Below are 26,886 nucleotides of genomic sequence, written 5' to 3'. Positions count from 1 at the left end.
AAATTAACTATCGGAGAACCAAAGACATGACCGACCAGCTGACCCTGAGCGTCTTCACTGCGCCTGCACGTCCGGTGCACGCCCCTCTGCCTGTGGCTCCGCCCGACGGTGGCTGGACCTGGCCACCGACGGCGGCGACCCTCATCGCCGGTGAGCGGGAAGCCATTCTCGTCGACACGGTGCCCACCGTGGAGGACGCACAGAAGCTGGCGGACTGGATCGAAGCCAGCGGCAAGGAACTCACCACCATCTACATCACCCATGGCCACTTCGACCATTTCCTCGGCGCGTCGACGCTGCTCGACCGGTTCCCCCAGGCCCGCGTGGTAGCCACCGAGGCGACGGTGCGCCTCATCGAGGCGGAAGCCGAATCCGGACATGACCTCAAGCTGTACGGCCGGCTGTTCGTCGACCGGATCGGCTCGACCGTCATCGTGCCGGAGGCCCTCACGGACCACCGCCTCGACCTGGAAGGTCACGAGGTGCTCGCCGTGGCAACCGGCCGGTCCGACGTCGACGACTCCTCGTACGTGTACGTTCCCAGCCTCTCCGCCATCATGGTCGGAGACATCGCGTACAACGATGTCCACCCCACGCTCGTCACCAGCGATCACCAGAAGCGGCTGGCGTGGATCCAGACGTTGTCCGAGATCCAGGACCTGAAGCCGGACATCGTCGTGGCCGCCCACCAGCGCCCGGACGCGCCGGACAACGCCCGGGTACTCGCCGACACGATCGCCTACATCAAGGACGCGGACCGCGTTCTCGAAGGAGAGCCGACCGCTGCGCAGTTCGTCGAGCACATGCTCGAGTCGCACCCCACCCGGCTGAACCCCACCACGGTGATCTACAGCGCGGCAGCACTCGGTCTGAAGTGACTAGTTGTCAGGGCTCACGCCCACGAGGCGCAGGGCGAAGTCGCCGTACTACCAGACGATCGTGTCCTCGGTGAGTTCGCCGTCCTCGCGGTACCAGGCCGCGATCCCCAATGCCGAGGTCGAGAACGGCATAGGAGACCAACCGGGGGGAGGCGACGGTGAAGCACCCCTCCTTGACGCCCGCCTCGACGATCGAGCGGAAGCCGGCTTCGTACTCCGCGCGCAGGGCCAGCACCCGGCTTCGGTGCGGCTCGACGAGAGAGCGGATCTCACGGTTTACGACGAAGGCCTCGAGCCGGTGCCGGGCGTGGTAGCGCAGATGCGCCTCGGTGGCGCGGCGAAGGAGGGACACCGGTCCGTCGCTACTGGCGACGGCTGCGCGGTGCGCGGCGAGTAGGTCCTCCATCGTGCCGATCATGATCTGGGCCAGCACGTCCTGCTTGGACGTGACGTGCTTGTACAAACTCGGACCGCGGATGCCCACACCGCGGCCGATGTCGGCCATCGTGGTCGCTTCGTAGCCGAGGCGCGTGAACAGCTCCAGCGCCGCGGTACGGATGTCGTCAGCTCGACCCACCCTCGCCTCCACAATCCGTGTACTCGTGGTAGTAGCCGATGCCCAGGGCGGTGTGGGCGTACAAGGCGCCGCAGGTGCTCATGGCCGCAGCCTCACGGGCGGGCCAGCAGGCGACCACCCAGGGGGCAGGCGCATGTATACGACAAGGGCCCAGGACCAGCAAGCACCGTGATTGCCGTAGCCAAGCCCCACCGCCCAAGCCTCGCCCAAGATCCGGACCACATGCGGGCCAGCGCCTGCCGGGCGGGCGATCCTGGTATCGGCGTGACGAGGATCCGGTGCAGGCCCAGGAGCCGTTTTGCGTCCTGGTACTGGATGGACAGGTTGGTGCGGTTGACGCCCAGTAGTTGGGCCAGGAACGTCATGGTCACCGCTCTGCGGCGGCGGAGGATTGCTGCCAGAAGCCGGTGGGTGTGGTCCACGCTGCTGGTCTGTGGGTGGCGGTAGCTGCGCGGGCGGTGGAAGCGTCGCTGGAATGCTGCCTCGGCCAAGGCGTCCCAGAAAGGCTCCGAGACCGCCACCAAATACTCGAAGGCGCTTCGTGACATGCCGGTCAGGGCCGGATCGGTGAGCACCGCGGTCAGGGCCGGGTCGGTCCGGTGTGTCGTGGCCGGCGCGTCTGGCGCTCGCGGTGGAACGGGAGACAGTGTGTAGTTCCAGTCACCGTGGAAGGTGTGGGGTGTGATCGGAAGGGCGTGGAACTCGGCGGGTGTGACGCTGATGCCGAGGTCGTAGCTGCCTGTGTCCAGTTCGGCCCCGATGCTCAGGCCGGTCTTCGTTGTCGTGGCGGCGATGGTCTCGAGGACGACCTGGTAGCTGGTCAGCGGCCGCCCCCGCCAGTTCGCGGTGATGTGACAGAACATCCGGTGCTCTATCTTGTTCCACTTCGAAGTCCCCGGCGGTAGGTGACAGACCGTGATCTCCAGGCCGCTCTCTCGTGCGAAGGTGGCAAGGTTGCTTTTCCAGGTCCAGCGGCCGGGGGTCGTTGGAGCCGCCGGAGTCGGCGGTGATCAGGAGTCTGCCGGCATTCGGGTGGTCCGCCCGTCCGCGGTGCTGCCACCAGCGTCGGATGGACTCCACCGCGAACTGGGCGGTGTCGTGGTCGGTGCCGACGTTGACCCATCCGCTGTTGTTGGCAATGTCGTAGATCCCGTAGGGGATCGCCATGGGCTGGTCGTTGGTGGTGAACGTGTGGCAGTCCACCTTGATCGCGTTCTTGCCCGGCCGCCAGGTGCGACCGGGCCGGTCCCGGTTGCCGAGCCATTCCTTGGCCTTGGTGTCGACGCTGATCACTGGCTGGGCATCGTTGAGGAACGCGGCGGCGGTGGCATTCAGGTGGGTGAACTGGGCATCGCGGTCCGGATGGCTGATGCCCTCTGTTGTCTTCGCGGTTTCCTGCAGGCTGTAGCCCAGGGTGTGCAGCAGGTGTCCGACGGTTGAAGCGCTGACCGGGTGGCCCTGTGCGGTGAGGGTCGACGCCAGGGCACGTAACGACAGCGTGGTCCACCGCAACGGGGAGACGGGGTCGCCTCGGGTGTGCGGCTCGATCAGCGACTCCAGCGCGGGCAGCAGACCAGAATCGGTGTCTGTCAGCCGCTTGCGACCCGCACCTGGAGCCCGGACCCACAGGGTCAGTGAAGAGCAACCGTCCAACTCGGCCATGCCTCGCGCGATGGTTGCAGTGCTGGTGCCGGAGGCGGCGGCGACCCGAACGATCCCGCCACGGCCGAGGGCCGTCGCCTCACTGGCCAGGTACAACCGACGGCGGCGCTCATCGAAGTGCGGCAGGATCTGATCGAACTTGGCCCGCAGAGCACGAGCGGCAACGCGGCCTGACAGACACGAAGTCATATCTCAGACTCCCACCAACACCCCTCTGCCGAGCACTTATTGAAATACGGGCCCCGGCAGTACCGGTGTATTGGCGCTGGACGCCGACCGTGCCAGTGCCCTTCTTCACATCGCCGGTCTCGTCGACGACCAGCACCGCCCGGTCGTCGTGCAGGTGCTCCACCACGTAGCCGCACACGTCGTCGCGGACCTGATCGGCATCCCACTTGGCCCTGCCCAACAGGTGCTGCATGCCGTCCGGAGTGGTCTCGCCAGCCCACTCGGCGATGGTCCAGCAGTTCTTGCGCGGCAGGTCGGCCAATAGACCGAGCACCAACCGCGCCGCCCTGCGCCGGGGTTCGACCCGGGCGAAGCGCCGCGCGATCCGGTCCATCAGGCCCTCGAACGCCTCCCGCCAACGGGCGGGTTCTATGCTGTGACCTGCGGCCACCGTCTCTTCGTCAGTCCACACAACTCACGATGATCAACGGTGGCCGCACCCCTCTCCACAACGCGTCAGGGTCGCGCAGTTCCGCCTGCCGTCCTGAGTCAGGAGGACATGTGCAACGTGGCGAAGTCTGGTGGGTGGAGTTCGACGAGCGGCGGCTGGTCGTACTGCTGGCGGCAGACGACGCGTCCAGGATCCGGGCGATGCAGGTCGTCACTCCTGCGGGCGTCGACATCAGCGGTCTGGGCGTCGAAGTGCAAGTAGGTGCCATGGAAGGACTGCCCTTTGAAGGCGTGCTGCGGTTCGCGTTCCCGCGCCCGGGCTTTACCCCCTGCACGTGGCTGACCACCGTGTCCCAGGGCGACCTGATCGAGCGGGCGGGCGTCTTGTCCTCCGCGAAGCTCAGCGAGATTGAGGACGCCCTCCGTCTCGGCGAACAGGCGAAGGAACGGACCCCGGCGACAACCGCGAAGCTCAGCGAGATAAGGGACGCCCTCCGTCTCGGTGAACTCGGGTAGGCGGAGAGGCGCCACTCACCATCGAGATCACGATCTACAGGTAATGGCTACCGTGGACCAGAAATCGCTGCGGAAGCTCGTGGAGGGCCAGCTCCTTCGGCTTGAGGGCAACGCTTTCCAGGACTGCATGGATCGGCTCGGCCTGGAGCTGTACCCCGGCGACTACCAACCCGTTCGGGCGGCCGGGCCGAAGGGCGACACCAAGAACGACGGCTACTGTCCGAAGGCTCGGGTGTTCTTCGCGGCGCACGCCACACGCTGCGCGCGGATCGACAAAACCAAGGCGAAGATCCGCGGTGACTTGGAGGGCTGTCTCCAGGAGCACCGTGACGCGAGGGTGTGGCGCTTCCTCACCAACGACACCGTGCCGGGCGAGATCGACCAGTTCATCAACGGAGAACTCGCCATAACCGCACCCCGACTCCGTGGTGATCGCTGATACCGTCATGCTGCACGTACACGCGGACATGTCCGCGCCCGCATAATCCGACAAGACCCGCCACCTCATCGACGCCCTCGTCGACCTGAACACGTACGTTCCGGTCGACGTCAGCGAGAGCGCGCTCACCCAGGCAGGGCACGCGCTCATCGCCGAGCGCCCCGCCCTCCGGGTCCACGCCCTCATCGCCGACTTCACCGCGCGGCTGGCCCTGCCGGACACGCCCGGCCCACGGCTGCTGGCGTTCCTCGGCGGCACGATCGGCAACCTGCTGCCCGTCGAGCGGGCCGCGTTCCTCGCCTCGGTCCGTGCCCTGCTCTCCCCCGGTGACGCGCTGCTGCTCGGCACGGACCTGGTCAAGGACGAGAAGGTACTGGTCAGGGCCTACGACGACGAGGCGGGGGTGACGGCCGCGTTCAACAAGAACGTCCTGAGCGTCGTCGACCGCGAGCTGGGCGCCGACTTCGATCCGGTGGCCTTCGACCACGTGGCCCCGTGGGACGCCGAGAACGAGTGGATCGAGATGCGGCTGCGCTCCCGTACGGCACAGACCGTGAAGATCCCCGCGCTCGACCTGGCGGTCGACTTCGCGGCGGGCGAGGAGCTGCGCACCGAGGTCTCGGCCAAGTTCCGCCAGGAAGGCGTGCGCGCCGAACTGTCCGCGGCGGGCCCGGATCTCACCCACTGGTGGACCGACCGCGAGGGCCGGTTCGCGCTGTCGCTGAACGTGGCGCGGTGACAGCGTGCCACGGGCCGTCTCGCGCTCCGCCACGGCTTGGGGCACGGTGGAATGACGCGCGCCCAGACGCACCCGGACGCGCCCGTAACAGGTGACACCGCCGTCACCGCGGAGAGGAGCCCCGCATGTCGAACCACACCTATCGGGTCACGGAGATCGTCGGTACCTCGCCCGAGGGCGTCGACCAGGCCGTCCGCAACGGTATCTCCCGTGCCTCGCAGACCCTCCGCAACCTCGACTGGTTCGAGATCACCCAGGTGCGGGGCCAGATCGAGGACGGGCAGGTCGCGCACTGGCAGGTCGGCCTGAAGGTCGGCTTCCGCCTGGAGGAGCAGGACTGACGGCTCCGGTGTCCTGTCGGGGCCTCAGGTCCGCCCCTCCCCCTCCTGCGCCACCTTCAGCGCGGCCGAGTCGGCCGCCCAGCGTGCCCGTACGACGGTGAATCCCGCCCGTTCGGCGTCCTGGCACACCAGCTCGTCGTCGTCCACGAGCACCCGGATCTCGCGGGTGCGGGCGAGCCGGCCGAGGATCTCCAGCTTGGTGCGCCGGGCGGGCCGGCGGTCGTCGTTGCGCCGCATGTAGACCCGCCCCTCGGGCAGCCCGTGCGCGGCGAGCCATGCGAGCGTGTCGCGCCGGCAGCGCTCGGGCCGCCCGGTGAGATAGACGACCTCACACTCCCGCGCGCTCTCCAGAACCAGGGCGATGCCCTCGTCGATCGGCGGATCCTGTGGCGCGGCCGCGAAGAAGGCGTCCCAGTCGCGGGGTTTGCTCTCCAGGAACCGCTGCCGGTGGGCCGTGTCGGCGAGGGTGTTGTCCAGGTCGAACACGGCGAGCGGGCGTTTGCTGCTGTCGGTCACACCGCCCACCCTAAACGGACCCCGCCACCCGGCAACCTTCGCGCTGCGGGCGGCCACTGCTGTGCGACATGGCATGCACGGCAAAGGCGGGAGACCCCATGCGCAACACGTCTGTCTGGACGTCGGCACTGGTGAGCGCGGCACTGCTGACGGGATTAGGGCCGGTGGGCGAGGCATCCGCCGCCGCGGCGACGCTGATCGTGGCCACGAACGGCAGCGACTCCGCGCCGGGGACCCTCGCCCAGCCGCTGCGTACGATCCAGCGGGCCGTCGACCTGGCCAAGCCCGGCGACACCATCGCCGTACGCGGCGGCACCTACGCCCTCACCGACAACATCACCATCAGCACCTCGGGCACCGCGTCCCTGCCCATCACCCTGGGCACCTACCAGGGCGAGCGGGTCGTCATCGACGGCGATCAGCTGCCCGCGAGCCACACCCCCGTCGGCGGCAGCATCGCCCGCGCCGATCGCGGGGCGATCCACCAGGAGGCGTCGTACTGGCGGATCTCTGACCTGGAGATCGTGAACGGCCCGTACGGCGTGTACTGCGACGGCTGCAACGGCAATGTGTTCGCGCGCCTGAAGACCCACGACAACTACGAGTCCGGTTTCCAGCTCCAGGGCGCCTCCAGCAACAACCAGATCCTGAACCTGGACAGTTACGGCAACCGCGACCCGCGCAAGAACGGGGAGAGCGCGGACGGTCTCGCCGTCAAGGAGGGCAGCGGGACGGGCAACGTGGTGCGGGGCGCCCGGCTGTGGAACAACGTCGACGACGGCTTCGACAACTGGAAGTTCACCTCGCCGGTCGTGGTCGAGAACACGGTCGCGTACGGCAACGGCTACAACCGCTGGGGCTTCCCGGACTTCGCGGGCGACGGGAACGGCTTCAAGCTCGGCGGCGGCAGCCCGGCCCCGGCGGTGGCCCACACCCTCCGCAACAGCGTGGCCTTCAAGAACGCGGCGCACGGCATCACGGACAACAGCAACGCCGGCGCCCTCGCCCTGACCCGTAACTCCACGTATGGGAACGCGGGTACGGGCTTCGACGTCGACGTCTCCGGCGGCAAGGCCGTCCTCACCGCCAACCTGTCCGTGGCCGACGCACGTGCCGTGGCGCTCGGTCCGGCGACCGTGTCCAGCGGCAACTCCTGGAACCTGGGCGGCACCTGGAACGCGGCCTCGGTCCTGAGCACGGACCCGGCTCCCCTCACGGGCGCGCGGGCGGCGGACGGTTCCCTGCCGTCTGCACCGTCGTTCCTCGTCCCGCGGAGCGGGGCGGCCATCGGGGCGCGGTTCTGACGCGAAGGGCACCCCGGCGACACCGGGTGATCACCGAGGGCCGCATGCTTGTCCCATGCCTTCGACGCCCCGTACGCGCCTGACCGGCTCCGGATCCGGTTCCTGCACCCTCGTCGTCTGCCGGGGCTGCTGCTGCGGAAACGCCCGCAAGCAGCCCGGCACCGACCCGGCATGGCAGTTGGAGCTGCTGCGTGCCGGTGCGGCCGAGCACGGTTTCCAGGTGCGTACGACCGACTGTCTGGGCCCCTGCGACCAGGCCAACGTGATCGTGGTCCGCCCCTCGGCCGCCGGACGCCGGGCCGGGGGGCGGGCCGTGTGGATCGGGTTCGTCATGGACGACGACAGCACCGAGGAGGTCGTGCGGTGGGCCGCCGCGGGCGGGCCCGGCGTCGCCGAGCCGCCGGCCACGCTGGAGATGCAGTTCATCCGGCCGCCGCGGGACGCGCGCGTGCGGTCCCGGCGCTGACATCCCGCAATTGTTAATGGGATCCATTTTCATGTAGCGTCTCGGTGCTCACCCCATCGAGGAGGACCGTCATGGCCGTACCCAAGCGGAAGATGTCCCGTAGCAACACCCGCCACCGCCGCGCGCAGTGGAAGGCCGCCACGCCGACGCTGGTGCCCGTCACGATCGACGGCGTACGTCACCTCGTACCGCAGAACCTGGTCAAGGCGTACGAGCGCGGGCTGCTGCGCCCCGAGGGCTGAGCGCCGGTGTCGTACGACCTGCTGCCCGTCACCGTGCTGTCCGGGTTCCTCGGCGCGGGCAAGACCACGCTCCTCAACCACGTGCTCACCAATCGTCAGGGCCTGCGCGTCGCGGTCATCGTGAACGACATGAGCGAGGTCAACATCGACGCGGCCCTGGTGCGCGGCGGTCAGGCGGCGCTCTCGCGGACCGAGGAACGCCTGGTCGAGATGACCAACGGCTGCATCTGCTGCACCCTGCGCGACGACCTGCTGGAGGAGGTCGACCGGCTGGCCCGCGAGGGCCGCTTCGACCACCTGCTGATCGAGTCCAGCGGGATCTCCGAACCCCTGCCGGTGGCGGCCACCTTCGCCTTCGCCCGCGACGACGGCGCCACCCTCGGGGAGGTCGCCCGCCTGGACACGATGGTCACGGTCGTGGACGCGGCGGGCTTCCTGCCTGAGCTGGCGAACGGCGACGAACTCGCCGAGCGCGGACTCGCCCCCTTCGAGGACGACGAGCGCACGGTCAGCGACCTGCTGGTGGATCAGGTCGAGTTCGCCGACGTCATCGTGCTCAACAAGCTCGACCTCGTCGACGAGGAGTCCGCGGCCCGGCTCAGGGCGGCGCTCGGCCGCCTCAACCCGGTCGCCCGGATCGTCCCGGCCACGGACGGGCGGGTCGACCTGGGGGAGGTCCTGGGCACCGGCCTGTTCGACTTGGAGCGGGCCCAGCAGGCGCCGGGCTGGGTGCGCGAGCTCAACGGCGAGCACGTGCCGGAGACCGAGGAGTACGGAGTGTCCTCCACCGTGTTCCGTTCCGAACTCCCCTTCCACCCCACCCGGTTGTGGGACTTCGTGGTCGAGGAGCTGGACAGCGGCAAGTACGGGAGGATTCTGAGGTCGAAGGGGTTCTTCACCCTGTCCAGCCGCCCGCAGGTCACGGGCCTGTGGTCGCAGGCCGGCTCGGTGGCCCGGTTCGAGCCCTCCGCCGCCCGCGACCACGACGCCCCGCACGCACAGGAACTGGTCTTCATCGGCACCGGGTTGGACGCCGACGCACTCCAAGCCGCCCTCACCGGCTGCCTCCTGCGCCCGGACGAGCCCGCACCCCAGGCCGATCCGTTCCCCGCCTGGGACACCTACGGCATCGACGAGGCCTGCGACCACTCCGAGGTGTAGAGGCGGCCGCGTACTTTGCGCAGCCACGCCTCGACGGCCGCCTCCCCGGGCTGCTCGGGCAGCACGGTGGGCGTCTCGTCGAAGGCCGCCTCGTAGTGCCTGAGCAGGGGAAGCGCGGCCGACGGGTCGGCGGCGACGCGCTCGCCGAAGGCGTGGTACTCCTCGGGGTCCTCGACGCGGATCTCCAGTCGGCCGGTGGTGTACAGCACCAGACCCTGGTGACACAGCCGCTTCAGATGCCGGGCGTGCTTCGCGGTGCGCCTGCGGCTGTCCGCGGGGAACGAGCCGTCGCCGCGGCCCTCCAGCCGCCGGAACTGCTGGGTGGCGTAGCCGAGGTAGGCGTCCCGGACGCGCTTGGCACTCAGGAACGACGTGCGGATGCCTATCAGTTCCTCACCGAGAGGGGTGCGGACCTCGTACAGGTCGTCCGGGAGCCACACCAGCTCCATGGCCGTCGGGTTGCCGCCCAGGGCGAGCCGGCACCACTTGGCGGCCTCGTGCAGGGTGCGGTCCGGTGCGGTGGTGACGTGGGACTCCTTCGGCCCTCGCAGGCCGTGCAGCTCGACGGTGGGCGCGGCGAAGAGGCCGAGCCGGTCGACGTCGGAACCGGCGTGGGCGAGGCCGTACGCGGTGGAACCGACGATGCCGGACAGCAGGATGTTCGGGACGGTCACGGTCGGCCGCCTTTCGGGGTATGTGGCTGTGCGGACGTGCGGCCGCCGCTGAGACGTGCTCCATTGTGATGACCTGCGACGTCGTGGTCATCCGGTTTTCCGAGGACCGGCGGACACCGACGGCGGGAATGTCACCGCCCTCCAGGCGTTGCACCCCGTGTGAGCTCCCTGATCGCCGGCACCCGCTTCTCCGTTCTCGACCGCTCCCGGACCCGGGAGGGCCGCACGGACGCCGAGGCGCTGCGCGACACCGTGCGGCTGGCGCGGGAGCTGGAGGGGCTCGGCTATCACCGCTTCTGGGTGTCGGAGCACCACGGGGTGCCCGGGGTCGCCGGTTCGGCGCCGACCGTGCTGGCCGCCGCCGTGGCCGCCGCGACGCGGACGATCCGGGTCGGCACCGGCGGCGTCATGCTGCCCAACCACCAACCCCTCGTCGTGGCTGAGCAGTTCGGCGTGCTGGAGTCCCTCTTCCCCGGGCGGATCGACATGGGGCTCGGCCGCTCGGTGGGCTTCACGGACGGGGTGCGCAAGGCGCTCGGGCGCGACAAGGACGTCGCCGAGGACTTCGCGGGGCAGCTGGAGGAGCTGCTCGGCTGGTTCCGGGGCACCTCCCCGACGGGCGTGCACGCGCGCCCCGCGGAGGGTCTGACCGTGCCGCCGTTCGTGCTGGCGATGGGCGAGGGCGCGACGATCGCCGCGCGCGCCGGGCTGCCGATGGTCATCGGCGACCTGCGCAACCGCGAGAAGATGCGACGCGGCATCGACCACTACCGCACCCACTTCCGCCCCTCCTCGTGGGCGCCGGAGCCCCACGTCGTCATCTCCGGCACGATCGCGGTGGCCGCCACGCCCGAGGAGGCCCGGCGGCTGCTGGTCCCCGAGGCCTGGTCGATGGCGTACTCGCGCACGCACGGCACCTTCCCTCCTCTGCCGCCGGCCGAGCGCGTGGAGGCGCTGACGATGAGCGCCAAGGAGCGCGGCCTCTACGAGTCGGGGCTCGAGGGGCACGTCGCCGGCACCGAGGAACAGGTCGCCCACGAGCTGGAGACCGTGCTGAAGGAGACGGGAGCCCAGGAGGTGCTGGTGACGACCAGCACGTACGACCGCGAGGCCCTGCTGGACTCCTACCGCCGACTGGCCCGGATCACCACCGGCGTCCCGCTCGCATAGGATCGCGGCGTTTGTCCTTACGCAGCCAGGCGCAACCTCGTACGGAGTTCCACCATGTCCGGTCCGCACGACCCGTACGTCCGCGTGCGCGGCGCCCGTGAGCACAACCTCAAGGGCGTGGACGTCGACGTCCCGCGGGACGTGCTGGCAGTGTTCACCGGCGTGTCCGGTTCGGGGAAGTCGTCGCTGGCGTTCGGCACGATCTACGCGGAGGCACAGCGGCGGTACTTCGAGTCGGTCGCGCCGTACGCTCGCCGGCTGATCCACCAGGTGGGGGCACCGAAGGTGGGCGAGATCACCGGTCTGCCGCCCGCGGTCTCGCTGCAGCAGCGCCGCTCGGCGCCGACGTCCCGCTCGTCCGTCGGCACGGTCACCAACCTCTCCAACTCCCTGCGGATGCTGTTCTCCCGGGCCGGCGAGTACCCGCCGGGCGCCGAGCGGCTCGACTCGGACTCCTTCTCCCCCAACACGGCGGTCGGAGCGTGCCCGGAGTGCCATGGACTCGGGCGAGTCCACCGTACGACCGAGGAGTCGCTGGTACCCGATCCGTCGCTGTCGATCCGCGAGGGTGCGATCGCCGCGTGGCCGGGAGCCTGGCAGGGCAAGAACCTGCGGGACATCCTCGACGCGCTGGGCTACGACGTGGACCGCCCGTGGCGCGACCTGCCCGCCGAGCAGCGGGAGTGGATCCTGTTCACGGACGAGCAGCCGGTCGTCACCGTGCATCCGGTCCGGGAGGCGGATCGCATCCAACGGCCGTACCAGGGCACGTACATGAGCGCCCGGCGGTACGTCATGAAGACGTTCGCGGACTCCAAGAGCCCGACGCTGCGCGTCCGGGCGGAACGCTTCCTCACCAGCGCTCCTTGCCCGGTCTGCGGGGGCAGCAGGCTGCGCCCCGAGGCGCTGGCGGTGACCTTCGCGGGCCGTACGATCGCCGAGCTGGCCGCCCTGCCCCTGGTGGAGCTGGCCGCGATCCTCGACGCCGGCACGTCGGAGGCCGCCCGCGTCCTCACCGCCGATCTCAAGTCCCGTATCGCGCCGGTCGTCGAACTCGGCCTCGGCTACCTGGGCCTCGACCGCGCGACGCCCACCCTCTCGGCGGGCGAACTCCAGCGGCTGCGCCTCGCGACCCAGCTGCGGTCCGGGCTGTTCGGGGTGGTGTACGTCCTCGACGAACCGTCCGCCGGACTGCACCCGGCGGACACCGAGGCGCTGCTGACGGTGCTGGCGCGGCTGAAGGCGGCGGGGAACTCGGTGTTCGTGGTCGAGCACCACCTCGACGTCATGCGCGGCGCCGACTGGCTCGTGGACGTCGGGCCGCGGGCCGGTGAGCACGGCGGGCGGGTGCTGCACAGCGGGCCCGTGGCCGAGCTGGCCGGAGTCGCCGAGTCGGCCACGGCCCGCTTCCTCTTCGACCGCTCCCCCGCGCCCGTACGGGAGGTCCGCCCGGCACGCGGCCGGCTGCGGGTCGGCCCGGTCACCCGGCACAACCTGCGCGCGGTGACCGCCGAGTTCCCGCTCGGGGTGTTCACCGCGATCACCGGCGTCTCGGGATCCGGGAAGTCCACGCTGATCGGGCAGATCACCGAGGACCTGCCGGGCGTGCGGCGGCTCGTCTCGGTCGACCAGAAGCCCATCGGACGCACCCCGCGCTCCAATCTGGCGACCTACACGGGCCTCTTCGACGTGGTGCGCAAGGTGTTCGCGGCCACCGACGAGGCCCGCTCGCGGAGTTACGGCGTCGGCCGTTTCTCCTTCAACGTCGCGGGAGGGCGCTGCGAGACCTGCCAGGGCGAGGGGTACGTGACCGTCGAGCTGCTGTTCCTGCCGAGCACCTACACGCCGTGCCCGGACTGCGGCGGGGCGCGCTACAACCCCGAGACGCTCGAAGTGACGTACCGGGGGCGGAACATCGCACAGGTGCTGGACCTCACGGTGGAGTCGGCGGCCGACTTCTTCGCGGACACTCCGGCGGTGGCGCGCAGTCTGACGACGCTGCTCGACGTCGGCCTCGGCTATCTGCGTCTCGGGCAGCCCGCGACCGAGCTGTCCGGCGGCGAGGCCCAACGGATCAAGCTGGCGAGCGAGTTGCAGCGCGCCCGGCGCGGCCACACCCTCTACCTCCTCGACGAGCCGACGGCCGGTCTCCATCCGGCCGACGTCGAGGTCCTGATGCGCGAGCTGCACGGCCTCGTCGACGCCGGGCACACCGTGATCGTCGTCGAGCACGACATGGCGGTCGTCGCGGGCGCGGACTGGGTGATCGACCTGGGGCCGGGCGGCGGCGACGAAGGCGGGCGGATCGTGGCGGCGGGGGTGCCGGCGGAGGTGGCGCGGGCGGAAGGGAGCGCTACGGCGGCGTATCTGGGGCGGGTGCTTCGGTAGTCGTCGGGACGGTCGTGGCCACTGCGGGGGGTCGCCCTGGCGGACGTTCGGCGGGCCGGCCGGTGCGGCCGGGCCGCCGCTGGAGCTACTGGGTGCTGCGGTCGTCGGCCTCGGGGCCGCGACCGGAATGGTCGGCTTCTTCGTGGGCGCGCCCGGCGTGCACGTTCGTGCGCGCGTGCTCCAGGACATCGTCCGGCCCTGGGGCATCCTGGCGCCGGCCGTCGCGTCGCTCGCCCTGACCGTCGCTGTCGCTGTCGCTGCCGCCGTTGCGTGACGATTGTGCCGCGCGAGGGCTCGCTGCGTGCACGACGGCGACTGCCGAGAGGGCGACCGCCAGGCCGACGGCGGTCCGCGCGGTGAACGGTTCGCCGAACATGAGCGCGCCCCAGACGGCCGTGACGGGAGCCATCAGGAACATGAGCGTGTTGACCTTGGTGACCCCGAAGCGCCGCAGCACGATCCAGTAGAGCCCGTAGCCGCCGAAGGTCGACAGTGTCACGAGCCACACGATCGCGATCCAGAACGACGGCGCCGAGGGTGGCGCGGCCGACCCGACCGCGAGGGCGGCGCCGGTGAAGACGAGCGCACTGGTGACGCAGTGGACGGTCATCGACACCGTGGGCGTGACGTGCGTACGGGAACGCTGTTCGATGAAGGTGGCCGCCACCAGGGACAGCATCCCCGTGAACGGCACCAGATAGGACCACCACGCCACGCCGCTGCTCGCTCCGGCGTCGGCGGTGGCGACCAGGGCGACCCCGACGAGCCCCAGGCACAGGCCCAGCCACTGCCGGCCCGAGACGTACTGGCGCAGGAGGGGGCCGGCGAGCGCTCCGGCGACGAGGGGCTGCGTGCCGTCGATCAGGGCGGTCGTGCCGGTGGAGACGCCGAGCTGGATCGCCCAGTAGACGGTGAGCAGGTAGCCGCTCTGGGAGAGGAGCCCGATCACGGCCTGCCGTCCGACGTCGCGCGTGGTCAGCCCTCGCCAGGAGGCCCTGTGGCGAGTGACGGCCGCCGCGGCGAGGACGAGGGCCAGTGGCAGGAACCGCCACATCAGGATCGTCAGCGCACCGGCGTCCTCCGTGCCCAGCTTGGCGCCCACGAAGCCCGAGCTCCAGCACAGCACGAACGCGACGGAGAGGAGGAGGTTCACGGCTGATCACCCATCAACACCACTGAACAGACCGGTATACCTTCGGGGTTCCCACTATACAGATCGGTATACTTTCGGTCATGGGCACCAGACGGATCACGATGACCCCGGGCGCGCGCCGCGTTCTCGCCGCCGCGTCGCGGCTCTTCTACGACCAGGGCATCCACGCGGTCGGGGTGGACCTGATCGCCGCCGAGGCCGGGGTCACGAAGAAGACGCTGTACGACCGGTTCGGCTCCAAGGAGCAGATCGTCGTCGAGTACTTGGCCGACCGTGACGAACGCTGGCGAGCGTTCGTCACGGAGTGGCTGGCGCGGACGGAGCCGGGATCCGTCGACCGCGTCAGCGTGGTCTTCGACGCCTCGAAGGCGTGGATGACCGAGAGCAGTCCCAAGGGATGCAGCATGGTCAACGCGCATGCCGAGATCAGCGATCCCTCCCATCCGGCCTACCCGATCATCACCGGCCAGAAGGAGTGGATGCTGGCGCTCTTCGCCGACCTGGTCCGGGACATTGTCCCGAGCCGGGCCGACGAACTGGCCCGCACGCTCATGCTGCTCCACGAGGGTGCGATGGTCGCGCACGGACTGCGGATCTTTCCCGACCCGATCGGCCACGCGCGCGACCGGGCGGCCGAACTCCTCGACGGGGCCGGCGCCGACGCAGGGCGTTAGGACAGCGAGGTGGTGTGGGCACGCGCCGGCTCCGGCAGCGCCTCCCGCTGCGCCGCCCTGGCCAGGGCGCGGCGGTCGTGGTGGCGGCCCGGCGGGATGGCGTCCCGGACCTCCACCTCGGCCACCAGCCCTCGTGCCGAGGCCACCCGCCACAGTGAGGCGAGCAGGGTGTCCTCGCCGACGAAGGCGGGCGCCGTGCTGGCCGCTCCCCGTGCCGTGCGGTAGTGGATGCGGACGGGCTGGACGGGGACCCCCGCGTCGAGCGCCGCCTGGAAGACGGCCCGGCGGAAGGGCCCCTGGGCGCGGCCGCACCAGGTGCTTCCCTCGGGGAAGGCGACGACGGCCGAGCCGGTCCGCAGCGCCTCGGCGACACCGGCGACCGTGGCCGGCAGCGCGCGCAGCCGGTCCCGCTCGATGAACAGCGCGCCCCGGGCGGCCAGCGGCCCCACCACGGGCCACCGCCGGATCTCGGCCTTGGCGAGCATCCTGCCCGGGCGTACGGCACCCAGCAGCGGGATGTCCAGCCACGAGATGTGGTTGGCGACCAGGAGGAGTCCGCCGGTGGGCGCGGCGCCACCGGTCACCCGGACCCGTACCCCCGCGGCTCGCACGACCGCCCGGCACCACCTCCGCACCACGGCGGCGGGCATGAGCCCGCAGAGCGGCGACAGGAGGACCCCGATGGCCACCAGGACCGTGACCGCCACCAGCCGCAGCACGGCAAGCGGTACGGCCACGCCGGATCCCGAGGGCTCCACACATGCCCCGGGGGTGCAGGGAGCGCCGGGCAGCCAGACGCTCATCAGGTGGAGACGAGGGAGAGGAAGTGCCGCAGATAGCGCGGGTCGACCCGGCGCATCGACAGCAGCACGTACAGGTCGGCGACCCCGAAGTCCGGGTCGTGGGCGGGCTCCGCGCAGACCCAGGCGCCCAGACGGAGGTAGCCGCGCAGGAGCGCGGGCAGTTCGGTGCGGGCGGCGGGCGCCGCGCTCTTCGGAACCCAGGGCAGCAGCGGTCGTACCCGGAACTCCTCGGGAGCCAGGTGCTTCTCCCGCACCCGGTCCCAGGTCCCGGCCGCCAGGGCGCCGCCGTCCGCCAGCGGGATCGAGCAGCAGCCGGCGAGCCACTCGTGGCCGCGGTCCACCATGTAGCGGGCCATGCCGGCCCAGATGAGCCCGATGACCGCGCCGTCCCGGTGGTCGAGGTGGACGCAGGAACGGCCGACCTCGACGAGTCCCGCGCGGATCGGGTCGAGCCGGGTGAGGTCGAACTCGCCCTCGGAGTACAGGCGTCCGGCGACCGCGGCCCGTTCCGGCGGCAGCAGCCGGTACGTCCCGACGACCTGGCCCGTCGCTGTGTCCCGCACGAGCAGGTGGTCGCAGTGGGCGTCGAAGGGGTCGGCGTCGAGGCCCGGCTGCGGGGAGTTCAGGAGGGCGCCCATCTCGCCGGCGAACACCTCGTACCGCAGCCGCTGTGCGGCCCGCACGTCGGCCTCGTCGCGGGCCAGGGTGACGGTGTAGCGGGCGGGGGCGGTCGGCTGCGGGGGACGGTCGAGCGTGGAAACGCCGGTCATGGCACTCTCCTGGTCGGGCCGGGGCGGCGAGCGGTGCCGCCGCTCCTGTTCTTCCGACCCCGGCTGACCGGCGCATGACGAGTGCCAGGAGCGCGGATGTGAGGATGCTGAATGCCAGGGGCTTCCCCCGGGAAGCGAGACGGGACCGGGGATGAGCACCACTCCCGGCCCCGCCCGTCCGCACCCTTCGGCGAACGCTTCTTGCGACAGTCCGCCCCCTTCGGCGCTACCGCTTCCCCGCCTTCCGGGTAGCCCGCAGCCACTCCTTGTTCATCCCGGTGATGGACACGAGCGGAATCCCCTTGGGGCAAGCAGTCGCACACTCCCCCGTCAACGTGCACCCCCCGAACCCCTCGTCGTCCATCTGCGCCACCATGTCCAGCACCCGCGTCTCCCGCTCCGGCGCCCCCTGCGGCAGGACATTCAGGTGATTCACCTTCGCCGAGGTGAACAACATCGCCGCCCCGTTGGGACAGGCCGCCACACACGCCCCGCACCCGATGCACTCCGCGTGCTCGAACGCGAAGTCCGCGTCAGGCTTCGGCACCGGCGTCGCATGCGCCTCGGGCGCCGCGCCGGTCGGCACGGTGATGTACCCGCCGGCCTGGATGATCCGGTCGAAGGCGGTCCGGTCGACGACCAGATCCTTGATCACCGGAAACGCCGACGCCCTCCACGGCTCGATGTCGATCGTGTCGCCGTCCTTGAAGGACCGCATGTGCAGCTGACAGGTCGTGGTGCGCTCGGGCCCGTGCGCGTCGCCGTTGATGACGAGCGAACACGCCCCGCAGATGCCCTCCCGGCAGTCGTGGTCGAAGGCGACGGGGTCCTCGCCGCCCAGGATGAGCTGCTCGTTGAGGGTGTCGAGCATCTCCAGGAAGGACATGTCGGAGGAGATTCCGTCCACCTCGTACGTGGACATGGCGCCTTCGGCGTCGGCGTTCTTCTGTCGCCAGACGCGCAGGGTGAGCTTCATGCGTAGCTCCGCTGAGTGGGGTGGACGTACTCGAAGACCAGGTCTTCCTTGTGCAGAACAGGCGCGTCGCCGGTGCCGGTGAACTCCCAGGCGGCCGCGTAGGCGAACTCGTCGTCCCTGCGGGCGGCCTCGCCGTCGGGCGTCTGGGACTCCTCCCGGAAGTGACCGCCGCAGGACTCGGCCCGGTGCAGCGCGTCGAGACACATCAGCTCGGCGAGTTCCAGGTAGTCGACGACCCGGTTGGCCTTCTCCAGCGACTGGTTGAACTCCTCGCCGGTGCCGGGGACCTTGATGCGCCGCCAGAACTCCTCGCGGATCTGCGGAATCCGCTCCAGCGCCTTGCGCAGTCCGCTGTCGGTGCGGGCCATGCCGCAGAACTCCCACATGAGTTCGCCGACCTCGCGGTGGAAGGAGTCGGGGGTGCGGTCGCCGTCGACGGCCAGCAGCAGATTCAGCCGGTCCTCGGTCTCCGCCAACACCTCCTGTACGGCCGGATGTTCGGCGGTGACGGCCTCGTGGTGCGGGTTGCGGGCGAGGTAGTCGTTGATGGTCGCCGGCAGGACGAAGTAGCCGTCGGCGAGCCCCTGCATGAGGGCGGACGCGCCCAGCCGGTTCGCCCCGTGGTCGGAGAAGTTGGCCTCGCCGACGGCGAACAGGCCCGGGATCGTGGTCTGGAGGTCGTAATCCACCCACAAACCGCCCATGGTGTAGTGCACGGCGGGATAGATCCGCATCGGCACCTTGTACGGATCCTCGTCGGTGATCCGCTGGTACATGTCGAAGAGGTTGCCGTACTTGGCCTCGACGGCCTTGCGCCCCATGCGCTTGATGGCGTCGGCGAAGTCGAGGTACACGCCCTGCCCGCCGGGCCCGACGCCCCTGCCCTCGTCGCAGACGTTCTTCGCCGCGCGGGAGGCGATGTCACGAGGGACCAGGTTGCCGAAGGAGGGGTAGATGCGCTCCAGGTAGTAGTCGCGCTCGTCCTCGGGGATCTTGTTCGGCGGACGGTCGTCGCCCTTGGCCTTCGGCACCCAGATCCGGCCGTCGTTGCGCAGCGACTCGCTCATCAGCGTCAGCTTGGACTGGTGCTCGCCGGTGCGCGGGATGCAGGTGGGGTGGATCTGCGTGAAGCAGGGGTTGGCGAAGTAGGCGCCACGCCGGTGGGCCCGCCAGACGGCGGTGGCGTTGGAGTTCATGGCGTTCGTCGACAGGTAGAAGACGTTGCCGTAGCCGCCGCTCGCCAGGACGACGGCGTCCGCGAAGTAGGTGTCGATGCGACCGGTGATGAGATCGCGCGCCACGATGCCGCGCGCCCGCCCGTCGACGACGATCAGGTCGAGCATCTCGGTCCGGGGGTGCATCTCGACGTTCCCGGCCGCGATCTGCCGGGAGAGCGCCTGGTAGGCGCCGAGCAGCAGTTGCTGCCCCGTCTGGCCGCGGGCGTAGAAGGTCCGTGACACCTGGACGCCGCCGAAGGAGCGGGTGTCGAGCAGACCGCCGTACTCACGCGCGAACGGCACGCCCTGCGCGACACACTGGTCGATGATCTCGACGGAGATCTGCGCCAGCCGGTGGACGTTCGACTCCCGCGCCCGGAAGTCGCCGCCCTTGACGGTGTCGTAGAACAGCCGGTGGATCGAGTCGCCGTCGTTGCGGTAGTTCTTCGCCGCGTTGATGCCGCCCTGGGCGGCGATGGAGTGGGCGCGGCGCGGTGAGTCCTGGTAGCAGAACTGGACGACGTGGTAGCCCTGTTCGGCGAGGGTGGCGCCGGCCGAGCCGCCCGCCAGGCCCGTCCCGACGACGATCACCGTGTGCTTGCGCCGGTTGGCGGGGTTGACCAGCTTGGCCTCGAAGCGGCGCCTGTCCCAGCGCTCGCCGATCGGGCCGGCGGGGGCCTTCGTGTCGACGACCGGCTCACCGGTCGCGTATTCCGTGTATTCGACGTATTCGGCGGAAGAACTCATGTTCAGCTCACCACTCCGGTCATGACGCCCACGGGCACGGCGATGAAACCGGCCGTGAGCAGCAGCGCGAGTACGTTGGCGACGGTCTTCAGGGCACGGTCACGGGCCCGGCTGCCGACGCCGAGGGTCTGGGCGGCACTCCAGAAGCCGTGCCGGACGTGCAGGCCGAGCGCGAGCATCGCGACGATGTAGATCACGTTGCCGTACCAGGTGGAGAAGGTGTCCACGACGTTCTGGTACGGGTGGCCCTCCTGGAAGCCGCCGGAGTGCACGGTGCCGGTCGTCAGGTCGAGGATGTGCCAGACGATGAACAGGCCGAGGATGATCCCGCCCCAGCGCATGGTGCGGGTCGCGTAGCTCGCCCGCGGCTTCTTGTGGACGTACTTGCTCGGACGCGCCCTGATGTCGCGGCGGCTGAGCTGGTACGCCGAGGTGGCGTGGGCGACGACGGCGACCACCAGCACCACGCGGACGAGCCAGAGCGTCCACTCGTAGTGCATGAACGGCTCGCCGACGGTGCGCAGCCAGTGCGCGTAGTGGTTGAACTCGCCGGACCCGAAGAAGATCTTCAGGTTTCCGATCATGTGGATGACCAGGTACAGCAGCATGATCAGGCCGCTGACGGCCATCACGCTCTTCTTGCCGACGGAGGAGTTCCACACGGTGCGTGCCATGGACGACCGTCGGTCCGTCCGCGTTGCCAGAGCCATGTCACAGCACGCTACGGGCGTGCCGCCGATCGGTCCAAGACATGGTCCGGCTTGATTCCATAGCCTGGGGCTATCGTGGGTCCATGCAGTTCCAGCAGCTCCAGTACTTCGTGGCGGTCGCCGAGACCCGGCACTTCACCCGGGCCGCCGAGGTGGTCCATGTCGCCCAGCCGTCCCTGTCACAGCAGATCAAGGCGCTGGAGCGGGAGTTGGGCGCGGACCTGTTCCTGCGGGCACGCGGCAACATCACCCTCACCGACGCGGGCGAGGCACTGCTGCCGCTGGCCCGGCGCATCCTCGCGGACGCCGACACCGCCCGGCACGAGGTGCAGGAGCTGGTGCAGCTGCGCAGCGGCCGGGTCCGGCTGGGCGCGACGCCGAGTCTGTGCACGGGCCTGCTGCCGGACGTGCTGCGCGCCTTCCACGACCGCTATCCCGGGATCCGGCTGCTGATCGAGGAGGGCGGCTCCCACGACCTCGTACGGGAACTCGCCCGCGGCGCCCTCGATCTGGCCCTCGTCGTCCTCCCGCTGCCGACGCCCTCGCCCGCGCTGACCACGGTGGAGCTGCTGCGCGAGGACCTCGTCGTGGTGTCCTCCCCGGACGCCCCCAAGCCGGGCCGGGGCCGGCGCACCGTGCGCGTCGCCGACCTGGAGGGCGAGCGCATGGTGATGTTCCGGCACGGCTACGACCTGCGTGAGCTGACCGTGGCCGCGTGCCGCGCCGAGGGCTTCGAGCCGGACTTCGCCGTGGAGGGCGGGGAGATGGACGCGGTCCTCGGTTTCGTACGGGCGGGCCTCGGCATGGCCGTCGTACCCCGCATGGTGGCGGCACGCTCCGGGCGCGGCCTGCGGGTCACCCCGCTGGCCCGCCCCGGACTGCACCGCGCGATCGCCCTCGCGCACCGCAGTGACGTGGCCCCGCCGCGGGCGGCGCGCGAACTGCAACGGATGCTGCTGGAGCGCTGAGGGCGGTCAGCTCGGAACGGCCGGCTCGAACAGTGCCGCGCACCCCCGCCGGGACGGTACTCCTCGACGAGGCGCGGTCGCCCTTCGGGCCGCGGAGACGCGGGACGACGGACCCGGCGCGCGGCGGCCCCCGAGCCGGGCCGTGGAGCCCGCCGGACGACGGACCCGCCGCGCGGACCCTACGGAACCGAAAACCGGCCCCGCCCGAGGACGCACGGTCACCCCTGAGGCCGCGGAGCCCACCCGACGCGCACCCGGCGCGCCGACACTACGGAACCGAAAACCGGTCCCAGCCGACGAGGCCGCCGACGGCGACGGGGCGCTGCCGAAGGCGATCCCGGCGCCGTACGCGTCAGAGCCGGCGGCCGTACCGGTCACCCGCCGGCCTTCCGGCTCCGGCTGCCCGGCTGCCCGGCTGCCCGGCTGCCCGGCCGGAACGCACAGCCGCGACTGCTGCGTCCGGGCGAGGCCGACGCGGCTCGGGGCCCGTCAGCCCTTCCACCGCACCGGTCCGGACGCCGAGACGCCGGCGACCGGTCCACGCGTCGCCGCCCTCACCACCGGCCACCCGCTCGCCGCCCGGCCCTCGCCGCCTCGGCCTGTGCCGCTGCGACCCACACCGGTACACCGGTACACCGAGGAGATCCGCAGCGAAGGCAGCGACCTCGACCAACCGCTCGGCCCGTCCCCCGGCCGCCCGCGTCACCGCTCGCCGTCTCCGCCCGGGTGTGTCCCACCGGCCGGTCGTGGACGTACCGCATGCGGCCGGACAGCCTCGGCTCAGCCCGTCGCGTCCACCAGTGCCAGTTCGTGCAGCCGCTCCGGCGGTCCGGGGCGGGCGTAGTACCAGCCCTGGGCGGTGTCGCAGCCCAGTATCCGTAGCTGCTCGGCCTGGGCACCGGTCTCGACGCCCTCCACCGTCACCGTGAGGTTCAGGCTGTGGGCAAGCGAAACGATCCCCTCGACGATCTTGAGGTCGACGGGATCCGCCGGGAACTGCTGCATGCTCTGGGTGAAGGAGCGGTCCAGCTTGAGGATGCTCACCGGCAGGCGACGCAGGTTGGCCAGGTTCGAGTAGCCGGTGCCGAAGTCGTCCAGGGCGATGTCGACGCCCATCTCCGCCAGGCGCCGCAGCGGCTTCAGCAGGTCGTCGTCGGCCCCGATCAGCGCCGACTCGGTGACCTCCAGGCAGAGCGCCTCGGGCGCGACGCCCATACGATCCAGGATGTCGACGGTGTCCTGCACCAGCCCGGGGTGTGTGAGCTGGCAGGGCGAGAGGTTGACGTTGATGCGCAGAGGCCCCGCGCCGGTGTGCCGTTCGGCCCATTCGTGCGCCTGGCGCACCGACTGTTCGAGGACCCAGCGCCCCAACGGCACGATCAGCCCGGTGTGCTCGGCCAGCGGGATGAACTGGTCGGGGCCGAGGACGCCGTGCTGCGGGTGCAGCCAGCGCACCAGGGCCTCGGCGCCGCGCACGCTGCCGTCGCCGAGGTGGACCAGCGGCTGGTACTCGATGAAGAACTCGCCCCGCTCCAGGGCCGTCGGCAGCGCGGTGGTCAGTCCGTGCCGGGTGATCGCGCGGGCGTCGGCCTCCGCGTCGGCGAGCTCGAAGCGGTTGCCGCCCGCCGACTTGGCCCGGTACATGGTGATGTCGGCGCTGCGCAGCACCTCCGCCGGGCTGCGCTCGCCCGCCGGGCCCTCCACGATGCCGATGCTGCCGCGCACGGTCAGTTCACGGCCGTCGACGCTGATGGGGGCGATCATCGCGTTCATGATGCGCGCGGCGAGCTCGTCGACCTCGCGCTCGGTGTCGGGCCCGGTGGTCAGCGCCACGAACTCGTCGCCGCCGAGCCGGGCGACCATCTCACCGGGGGCGGTCGTGCAGGACTGCAGCCGGTCGGCGACCTCGACGAGCAGCCGGTCGCCGGCCGCGTGCCCGAGGCTGTCGTTGATGGTCTTGAAGCCGTCGAGGTCGAGGTAGCACAGCCCGAAGCGCTGGCCCTTCCCGGCGCCCAGTGCCTTCTCCAGGCGTTCGAAGAAGAAGGTGCGGTTGGGCAGGCCGGTGAGCGCGTCGTGGGTGGCCTCGTAGCGCAGCCTCAGGTTGAGCAGGCGGCGCTCGGTGGTGTCCTCCATGAGGGCCAGCTGGTACTGCGGGTTGCCGTCGGCGTCGCGCAGCAGGGAGACCGTCAGGTTGGTCCACAGGACCGTTCCGTCGGGGCGGTGGAAGGCCTTCTCCGTGTGGTAGTGCTCCCGCTCGCCGCGGACGAGTTCGTCGTAGAGCTTCCAGGTCTGGGGCGCGTCCTCGGCATGGGTCCAATCCATGACGTTGCGGCCGCGCATGGTCTGTTCGGAGATGCCGAACATGCGCAGCAACGCTCCGTTGACCTGGAGGATGTTGCCTTCGAGGTCGGCCATGCCGATGCCTATGGCCGCGCCCTCGAAGACCGCGCGGAAGCGGGCCTCGGTCGCGTGCAGCGCCTGGGCGACCACGCCCTGCGCCTGCAACGCCGCCTGGGCGATGGCCTCCTGCTCGGCCAGCGTCCGCTCGCGCAGGGCCTGGGCGAACCCGGCGGCCATGGCGTGCTGGAGCCGCGCGGCACGCGCCCGAAGGTCCTCCTGGTCGCCCCCCTCGCCGCAGTAGAGCACCAGGTAGGCGTCGACGCAGTCGAGCGTGCGGCTCAGCGCGTCCGGGTCGGTGCAGTGCGCGCCGACCAGGGCCGCGCCCACCGCCTTGGCCTCGTCCGCGTCGAAGACCCGCGCCCGCAGCCCGTTGCTCAACCGCCGTGCCAGCGGGAGCAGTTGTTCCTCGAACTCGGGCCGGGTCGCGGACGTCGAGGTCACCGGGAACACCGCCCGGCTCCAGATCGTCGCGAACCGCCGGAGTCTGTCCTCGGGCCCGTCCGGTTCCGCGCTCACGCCGTACGCCCCACGCCTGCGAACCCGGAGAACGCGTACGGATCCTCGTCCTCCGGTGCGGTGTCCGGCCGCCAGTGCGGCGGCGCCACGAGTCCGGGTTCCACCATGTCGTACCCCTCGAAGAACCGCGCGATCTCTTCGCGCGAGCGCATGATCAGCGGGTTGCGAATGTCCTTGTACACGTCCACCGCACCCTCCGCCCGCTCCGGTGGCAACGGGATTCCCTCGTACGAGGCATGCGTCAGGAGCAGCATGCTGCCGGGCGCGAGCGCGTCGCGCAGTTCGGCCACCGCTCCGTAGGGGTCGTCCGCGTCTTCCACGAAGTGCAGTATGGCAATGAGAAGCAGCGCCACCGGCCGGTTCGGGTCGATCAGCCGCTGCACTTCGGGGCTCGCGAGGATCTCCCGGGGCTTGCGCAGGTCGGCCGCGACCACGCCGGCGCCGTCGACACCGGCGAGGACCGCCTCGCTGTGCGCCACCGCCACCGGGTCGTGGTCGACGTACACCACGTGCGCGTCGGGGCGGGTCGCCCGGGCCACCTCGTGGACGGTTCCGAAGGTCGGGATGCCCGAGCCGATGTCCAGGAACTGGGTGATGCCCTCGTCCACGGCGAAGCGCACCGCCCGGCGCATGAACGCCCGGTTCGCCTGCATGATCTTCGGAAGTCCCGGCATGAACTCCATGGCCTTGCGGGCCGCTTGCCGGTCGACCTCGAAGTTGTGCGAACCGCCCAGGTAGTAGTCGTAGATGCGCGAAACGCTCGGCACCGAGATGTCGATGCTTCGTGGGGCCCAGGCGGGACGCTCCATCTATCTCTCCAAGGCGTAGGCGATCCGGTGTTCGAGAGCTGAGGCTACTGATCGCCCGCCAATGGAGCGAGCAGAAACGGAAATTGACCATCCGTTCCCGGTCACTGCCTGCGGCACGTGCGGAATTGATGCCCCGCCGCATCCTGCACGAAAAGTGCCCGCGACACTCCGGCGCGTTCCGCCCGTATCCGGAATCGGGCGGGCGACTCGCGGGGAGTTGCGGGGAATGACGGCAAACCGGTCCGCCCCCTCCGTGCGGCGCGGAGGGGGCGGACCGGTGGATCGGGACGCCGTTTCTACTGCTCGGGCGCTCCGACCGGCTTTCCGTCGGGCGCCACGGCGTACCACGTGCCGCCGACGCCCTGGCCGTTGGTGTCGCCGGGAGCCTTGTCATTGGCGAACGTGTAGATGGGCGAGCAGTTGACCGTCATCTGCTTGACGCCGTCGGAGCGGGTGAAGCTCATCAGGCCCTTCTTCTGGACGTCCTTGGTGTCGTTCGTCGCCACGGGGGCGACGGCCGGCCACTTCTCCAGGCAGGCTCCGTTGCAGTTCGACACCGGCTTGGGCCAGGCCTCGTCCTTCATGAAGCGGTAGACCGTCATGCCGTTCTTGTCGACGACGATCTCGCCGAGCTCGGGGTCCTTGCGGGTGGACAGCCCGGGCAGATCGGTGATCTTCGCCTTCTTGCCGTCGGGGGCCAGCGCGTACCACTTGCCGCCGACGCCCTGGCCGGTGACGTCGCCGGCCTTGGTGTCCTTCGCGTAGCGGTACGCCGGCCAGCCACCGATGGTCAGCTGCTTGGTGCCGTCGGCGCGGGTGACCTCGCCGAGCAGCGCCTCGTCGACACCGGCGCCCGCCTCGGCGTCGTCCGCGGGGACGGGCGGCCAGGCCTTGGCACAGTCACCGTCGCAGTTGGACTTCGGCGGTTCGGCCGTGTCCTGGTCGAAGCGGTAGAGGGTGAGGCCCGCGCTGTCGGTCAGCACGTTGCCGAGTTCCGCGTTGGTGGACACGTTCAGCTCGCCCGCGGTGGACGTCTGGGCCGCGGCGCCCTGTTCGGCCTCCGCGGTGCTCGTGCCCGTGCCGGTACCGGTACCCGTACCGATGCCGCCAACGGTGTAATCGCCCGCCGCGGCCGTCGCGCCGACGTTCTGACTGCCGGTCGACGGCGTGCCGCTTTCCTGGCCGCACGCCGTCGTCAGCGCCAGCACCGCCGCAGCGCTCGCCACGAGTGAGGCGCTCCGCCAGGAGGTCTTCATCGTCAACTCCCCATACGTTCAAAGGTGTTGCAACGCCCTGCTGCGCCGCCGCACGTCCATGAGTACGCGTGGGAGCTGCGGTTGTGTTCAACCGCCCCGCACATTTCTTTCCGAAACCTGTGGCACGACCGTTCCCTCTTTCGGGGCAATCCCCTCCTGACCTCACGTGCGAGGGCGCGCAAGGCCTCATGATCTC

General features: G+C 70.5%; 25 protein-coding genes and 2 pseudogenes. 13 read left to right on the top strand and 14 right to left on the bottom strand.

What is annotated here, in order from left to right; translation table 11 throughout:
- Positions 1 to 26 precede the first annotated feature (26 nt).
- Entirely contained in the window at positions 27 to 878 is an 852-nt protein-coding gene (locus tag ACFWWR_RS02380; RefSeq protein ID WP_384301510.1) for an MBL fold metallo-hydrolase, read from the top strand.
- Positions 879 to 885: 7 nt separating this feature from the next.
- Here the strand turns inward: ACFWWR_RS02380 and ACFWWR_RS02375 are convergent, their stop codons facing one another.
- The 3 genes and pseudogenes from ACFWWR_RS02375 to ACFWWR_RS02365 form a co-directional block, all read right to left on the bottom strand.
- Positions 886 to 1,455 (bottom strand): TetR/AcrR family transcriptional regulator, encoded by a 570-nt coding sequence (locus ACFWWR_RS02375; protein WP_384301508.1) that lies wholly within the window; start codon positions 1,453 to 1,455, stop codon positions 886 to 888.
- Between the two features lie 240 nt (positions 1,456 to 1,695).
- Positions 1,696 to 3,306 (bottom strand): annotated as a pseudogene (locus tag ACFWWR_RS02370) (ISAzo13 family transposase); the annotation flags it as partial.
- Complete coding sequence (locus tag ACFWWR_RS02365) at positions 3,227 to 3,679, bottom strand: transposase (RefSeq protein WP_383861736.1); 453 nt, start codon at positions 3,677 to 3,679, stop codon at positions 3,227 to 3,229. The pseudogene ACFWWR_RS02370 and the gene ACFWWR_RS02365, both read right to left, overlap by 80 nt.
- A gap of 167 nt (positions 3,680 to 3,846) precedes the next feature.
- Here ACFWWR_RS02365 and ACFWWR_RS02360 point away from each other — a divergent pair, with 167 nt between their 5' ends.
- The 4 genes and pseudogenes from ACFWWR_RS02360 to ACFWWR_RS02345 all read left to right on the top strand — a co-directional run bounded on the left by ACFWWR_RS02360 (position 3,847) and on the right by ACFWWR_RS02345 (position 5,770).
- Positions 3,847 to 4,251 (top strand): type II toxin-antitoxin system PemK/MazF family toxin, encoded by a 405-nt coding sequence (locus ACFWWR_RS02360; RefSeq protein WP_384301506.1) that lies wholly within the window; start codon positions 3,847 to 3,849, stop codon positions 4,249 to 4,251.
- Between the two features lie 52 nt (positions 4,252 to 4,303).
- Positions 4,304 to 4,690 carry a hypothetical protein gene (locus tag ACFWWR_RS02355; protein ID WP_384301504.1) on the top strand — a complete coding sequence of 129 codons (387 nt, stop codon included), beginning with the start codon at positions 4,304 to 4,306 and terminating at the stop codon, positions 4,688 to 4,690.
- 46 nt (positions 4,691 to 4,736) lie between these two features.
- Positions 4,737 to 5,429, top strand: a pseudogene (locus tag ACFWWR_RS02350) (L-histidine N(alpha)-methyltransferase); the annotation flags it as partial.
- 125 nt (positions 5,430 to 5,554) lie between these two features.
- On the top strand, positions 5,555 to 5,770 hold the full coding sequence (locus ACFWWR_RS02345) for a dodecin (RefSeq protein ID WP_383861515.1): 216 nt from the start codon (positions 5,555 to 5,557) through the stop codon (positions 5,768 to 5,770).
- Positions 5,771 to 5,794: 24 nt separating this feature from the next.
- On the opposite strand, the gene ACFWWR_RS02340 is transcribed toward ACFWWR_RS02345, so the two are convergent.
- Positions 5,795 to 6,286, bottom strand: coding sequence for a hypothetical protein (locus ACFWWR_RS02340; protein ID WP_383861513.1), 492 nt, complete (start codon positions 6,284 to 6,286; stop codon positions 5,795 to 5,797).
- Positions 6,287 to 6,384: 98 nt separating this feature from the next.
- On the opposite strand from ACFWWR_RS02340, the gene ACFWWR_RS02335 reads away from it, so the two are divergent.
- From ACFWWR_RS02335 to ACFWWR_RS02320, 4 genes are all read left to right on the top strand, one after another.
- A complete protein-coding gene (locus ACFWWR_RS02335) occupies positions 6,385 to 7,590 on the top strand; it encodes a right-handed parallel beta-helix repeat-containing protein (protein ID WP_384301502.1) in 1,206 nt (401 codons plus the stop codon).
- A gap of 55 nt (positions 7,591 to 7,645) precedes the next feature.
- Positions 7,646 to 8,056, top strand: a complete 411-nt coding sequence (locus ACFWWR_RS02330) for a (2Fe-2S) ferredoxin domain-containing protein (RefSeq protein ID WP_383861507.1) — start codon at positions 7,646 to 7,648, stop codon at positions 8,054 to 8,056.
- 71 nt (positions 8,057 to 8,127) lie between these two features.
- Positions 8,128 to 8,298, top strand: coding sequence for a 50S ribosomal protein L32 (gene rpmF / locus ACFWWR_RS02325; protein WP_095750490.1), 171 nt, complete (start codon positions 8,128 to 8,130; stop codon positions 8,296 to 8,298).
- A gap of 6 nt (positions 8,299 to 8,304) precedes the next feature.
- On the top strand, positions 8,305 to 9,459 hold the full coding sequence (locus tag ACFWWR_RS02320) for a GTP-binding protein (RefSeq protein WP_383861504.1): 1,155 nt from the start codon (positions 8,305 to 8,307) through the stop codon (positions 9,457 to 9,459).
- Here ACFWWR_RS02320 and ACFWWR_RS02315 read toward each other — a convergent pair.
- The gene (locus ACFWWR_RS02315; protein ID WP_384301500.1) at positions 9,420 to 10,133 is read right to left on the bottom strand and encodes a DNA polymerase beta superfamily protein; all 714 of its coding nucleotides are present in this window, start codon (positions 10,131 to 10,133) and stop codon (positions 9,420 to 9,422) included. The genes ACFWWR_RS02320 and ACFWWR_RS02315 overlap by 40 nt on opposite strands.
- A gap of 159 nt (positions 10,134 to 10,292) precedes the next feature.
- On the opposite strand from ACFWWR_RS02315, the gene ACFWWR_RS02310 reads away from it, so the two are divergent.
- Complete coding sequence (locus ACFWWR_RS02310) at positions 10,293 to 11,303, top strand: LLM class flavin-dependent oxidoreductase (protein ID WP_383861499.1); 1,011 nt, start codon at positions 10,293 to 10,295, stop codon at positions 11,301 to 11,303.
- 54 nt (positions 11,304 to 11,357) lie between these two features.
- Complete coding sequence (locus tag ACFWWR_RS02305) at positions 11,358 to 13,691, top strand: ATP-binding cassette domain-containing protein (protein WP_383861496.1); 2,334 nt, start codon at positions 11,358 to 11,360, stop codon at positions 13,689 to 13,691.
- Between the two features lie 85 nt (positions 13,692 to 13,776).
- Here the strand turns inward: ACFWWR_RS02305 and ACFWWR_RS02300 are convergent, their stop codons facing one another.
- Positions 13,777 to 14,844, bottom strand: coding sequence for a DMT family transporter (locus ACFWWR_RS02300; protein WP_384301498.1), 1,068 nt, complete (start codon positions 14,842 to 14,844; stop codon positions 13,777 to 13,779).
- Positions 14,845 to 14,924: 80 nt separating this feature from the next.
- Between ACFWWR_RS02300 and ACFWWR_RS02295 the strand changes: the two genes are divergently transcribed.
- On the top strand, positions 14,925 to 15,518 hold the full coding sequence (locus ACFWWR_RS02295) for a TetR/AcrR family transcriptional regulator (RefSeq protein WP_384301496.1): 594 nt from the start codon (positions 14,925 to 14,927) through the stop codon (positions 15,516 to 15,518).
- Here ACFWWR_RS02295 and ACFWWR_RS02290 read toward each other — a convergent pair.
- The 5 genes from ACFWWR_RS02290 to ACFWWR_RS02270 all read right to left on the bottom strand — a co-directional run bounded on the left by ACFWWR_RS02290 (position 15,515) and on the right by ACFWWR_RS02270 (position 20,705).
- Positions 15,515 to 16,321 (bottom strand): lysophospholipid acyltransferase family protein, encoded by an 807-nt coding sequence (locus tag ACFWWR_RS02290; protein WP_384301494.1) that lies wholly within the window; start codon positions 16,319 to 16,321, stop codon positions 15,515 to 15,517. The two genes, ACFWWR_RS02295 and ACFWWR_RS02290, sit on opposite strands and share 4 nt — an antisense overlap.
- The gene (locus ACFWWR_RS02285; protein WP_384301492.1) at positions 16,321 to 17,091 is read right to left on the bottom strand and encodes a GNAT family N-acetyltransferase; all 771 of its coding nucleotides are present in this window, start codon (positions 17,089 to 17,091) and stop codon (positions 16,321 to 16,323) included. The genes ACFWWR_RS02290 and ACFWWR_RS02285 overlap by 1 nt, the downstream gene beginning before the upstream one ends.
- Positions 17,092 to 17,317: 226 nt before the next feature.
- Positions 17,318 to 18,067, bottom strand: coding sequence for a succinate dehydrogenase/fumarate reductase iron-sulfur subunit (locus ACFWWR_RS02280; protein WP_383861484.1), 750 nt, complete (start codon positions 18,065 to 18,067; stop codon positions 17,318 to 17,320).
- Entirely contained in the window at positions 18,064 to 20,031 is a 1,968-nt protein-coding gene (locus ACFWWR_RS02275) for a fumarate reductase/succinate dehydrogenase flavoprotein subunit (RefSeq protein WP_383861481.1), read from the bottom strand. The genes ACFWWR_RS02280 and ACFWWR_RS02275 overlap by 4 nt, the downstream gene beginning before the upstream one ends.
- A 2-nt stretch (positions 20,032 to 20,033) precedes the next feature.
- The gene (locus ACFWWR_RS02270; protein ID WP_383861478.1) at positions 20,034 to 20,705 is read right to left on the bottom strand and encodes a succinate dehydrogenase; all 672 of its coding nucleotides are present in this window, start codon (positions 20,703 to 20,705) and stop codon (positions 20,034 to 20,036) included.
- Positions 20,706 to 20,824: 119 nt separating this feature from the next.
- Here ACFWWR_RS02270 and ACFWWR_RS02265 point away from each other — a divergent pair, with 119 nt between their 5' ends.
- Positions 20,825 to 21,709 carry a LysR family transcriptional regulator gene (locus ACFWWR_RS02265; protein ID WP_383861475.1) on the top strand — a complete coding sequence of 295 codons (885 nt, stop codon included), beginning with the start codon at positions 20,825 to 20,827 and terminating at the stop codon, positions 21,707 to 21,709.
- Positions 21,710 to 22,489: 780 nt separating this feature from the next.
- On the opposite strand, the gene ACFWWR_RS02260 is transcribed toward ACFWWR_RS02265, so the two are convergent.
- From ACFWWR_RS02260 to ACFWWR_RS02250, 3 genes are all read right to left on the bottom strand, one after another.
- Positions 22,490 to 24,625 carry a putative bifunctional diguanylate cyclase/phosphodiesterase gene (locus ACFWWR_RS02260; RefSeq protein ID WP_384301490.1) on the bottom strand — a complete coding sequence of 712 codons (2,136 nt, stop codon included), beginning with the start codon at positions 24,623 to 24,625 and terminating at the stop codon, positions 22,490 to 22,492.
- Positions 24,622 to 25,434 carry an SAM-dependent methyltransferase gene (locus ACFWWR_RS02255; RefSeq protein ID WP_384301488.1) on the bottom strand — a complete coding sequence of 271 codons (813 nt, stop codon included), beginning with the start codon at positions 25,432 to 25,434 and terminating at the stop codon, positions 24,622 to 24,624. The genes ACFWWR_RS02260 and ACFWWR_RS02255 overlap by 4 nt, the downstream gene beginning before the upstream one ends.
- 296 nt (positions 25,435 to 25,730) lie before the next feature.
- Positions 25,731 to 26,690 (bottom strand): SCO0930 family lipoprotein, encoded by a 960-nt coding sequence (locus ACFWWR_RS02250; RefSeq protein WP_383861466.1) that lies wholly within the window; start codon positions 26,688 to 26,690, stop codon positions 25,731 to 25,733.
- Positions 26,691 to 26,886 lie beyond the last annotated feature (196 nt).

Origin of the sequence: Streptomyces sp. NPDC058678, from assembly GCF_042714835.1 — a bacterium.
Lineage (GTDB): Bacteria > Actinomycetota > Actinomycetes > Streptomycetales > Streptomycetaceae > Streptomyces.
The sequence above is the reverse complement of the archived record's forward strand: the minus strand, read 5'-3'. Positions and strand labels throughout refer to the sequence as shown.

What these genes read in the sequence shown, in the direction of transcription:
- rpmF (WP_095750490.1), top strand. Translation starts at nt 8,128, where the DNA reads ATGGCCGTACCCAAGCGGAAGATGTCCCGTAGCAACACCCGCCACCGC.
- ACFWWR_RS02290 (WP_384301494.1), bottom strand. Translation starts at nt 16,321, where the DNA reads ATGAGCGTCTGGCTGCCCGGCGCTCCCTGCACCCCCGGGGCATGTGTG.
- ACFWWR_RS02305 (WP_383861496.1), top strand. Translation starts at nt 11,358, where the DNA reads ATGTCCGGTCCGCACGACCCGTACGTCCGCGTGCGCGGCGCCCGTGAG.
- ACFWWR_RS02250 (WP_383861466.1), bottom strand. Translation starts at nt 26,690, where the DNA reads ATGAAGACCTCCTGGCGGAGCGCCTCACTCGTGGCGAGCGCTGCGGCG.
- ACFWWR_RS02335 (WP_384301502.1), top strand. Translation starts at nt 6,385, where the DNA reads ATGCGCAACACGTCTGTCTGGACGTCGGCACTGGTGAGCGCGGCACTG.
- ACFWWR_RS02255 (WP_384301488.1), bottom strand. Translation starts at nt 25,434, where the DNA reads ATGGAGCGTCCCGCCTGGGCCCCACGAAGCATCGACATCTCGGTGCCG.
- ACFWWR_RS02270 (WP_383861478.1), bottom strand. Translation starts at nt 20,705, where the DNA reads ATGGCACGCACCGTGTGGAACTCCTCCGTCGGCAAGAAGAGCGTGATG.
- ACFWWR_RS02345 (WP_383861515.1), top strand. Translation starts at nt 5,555, where the DNA reads ATGTCGAACCACACCTATCGGGTCACGGAGATCGTCGGTACCTCGCCC.
- ACFWWR_RS02380 (WP_384301510.1), top strand. Translation starts at nt 27, where the DNA reads ATGACCGACCAGCTGACCCTGAGCGTCTTCACTGCGCCTGCACGTCCG.
- ACFWWR_RS02285 (WP_384301492.1), bottom strand. Translation starts at nt 17,091, where the DNA reads ATGACCGGCGTTTCCACGCTCGACCGTCCCCCGCAGCCGACCGCCCCC.
- ACFWWR_RS02265 (WP_383861475.1), top strand. Translation starts at nt 20,825, where the DNA reads ATGCAGTTCCAGCAGCTCCAGTACTTCGTGGCGGTCGCCGAGACCCGG.
- ACFWWR_RS02275 (WP_383861481.1), bottom strand. Translation starts at nt 20,031, where the DNA reads ATGAGTTCTTCCGCCGAATACGTCGAATACACGGAATACGCGACCGGT.
- ACFWWR_RS02295 (WP_384301496.1), top strand. Translation starts at nt 14,925, where the DNA reads ATGGGCACCAGACGGATCACGATGACCCCGGGCGCGCGCCGCGTTCTC.
- ACFWWR_RS02365 (WP_383861736.1), bottom strand. Translation starts at nt 3,679, where the DNA reads ATGGACCGGATCGCGCGGCGCTTCGCCCGGGTCGAACCCCGGCGCAGG.
- ACFWWR_RS02330 (WP_383861507.1), top strand. Translation starts at nt 7,646, where the DNA reads ATGCCTTCGACGCCCCGTACGCGCCTGACCGGCTCCGGATCCGGTTCC.
- ACFWWR_RS02280 (WP_383861484.1), bottom strand. Translation starts at nt 18,067, where the DNA reads ATGAAGCTCACCCTGCGCGTCTGGCGACAGAAGAACGCCGACGCCGAA.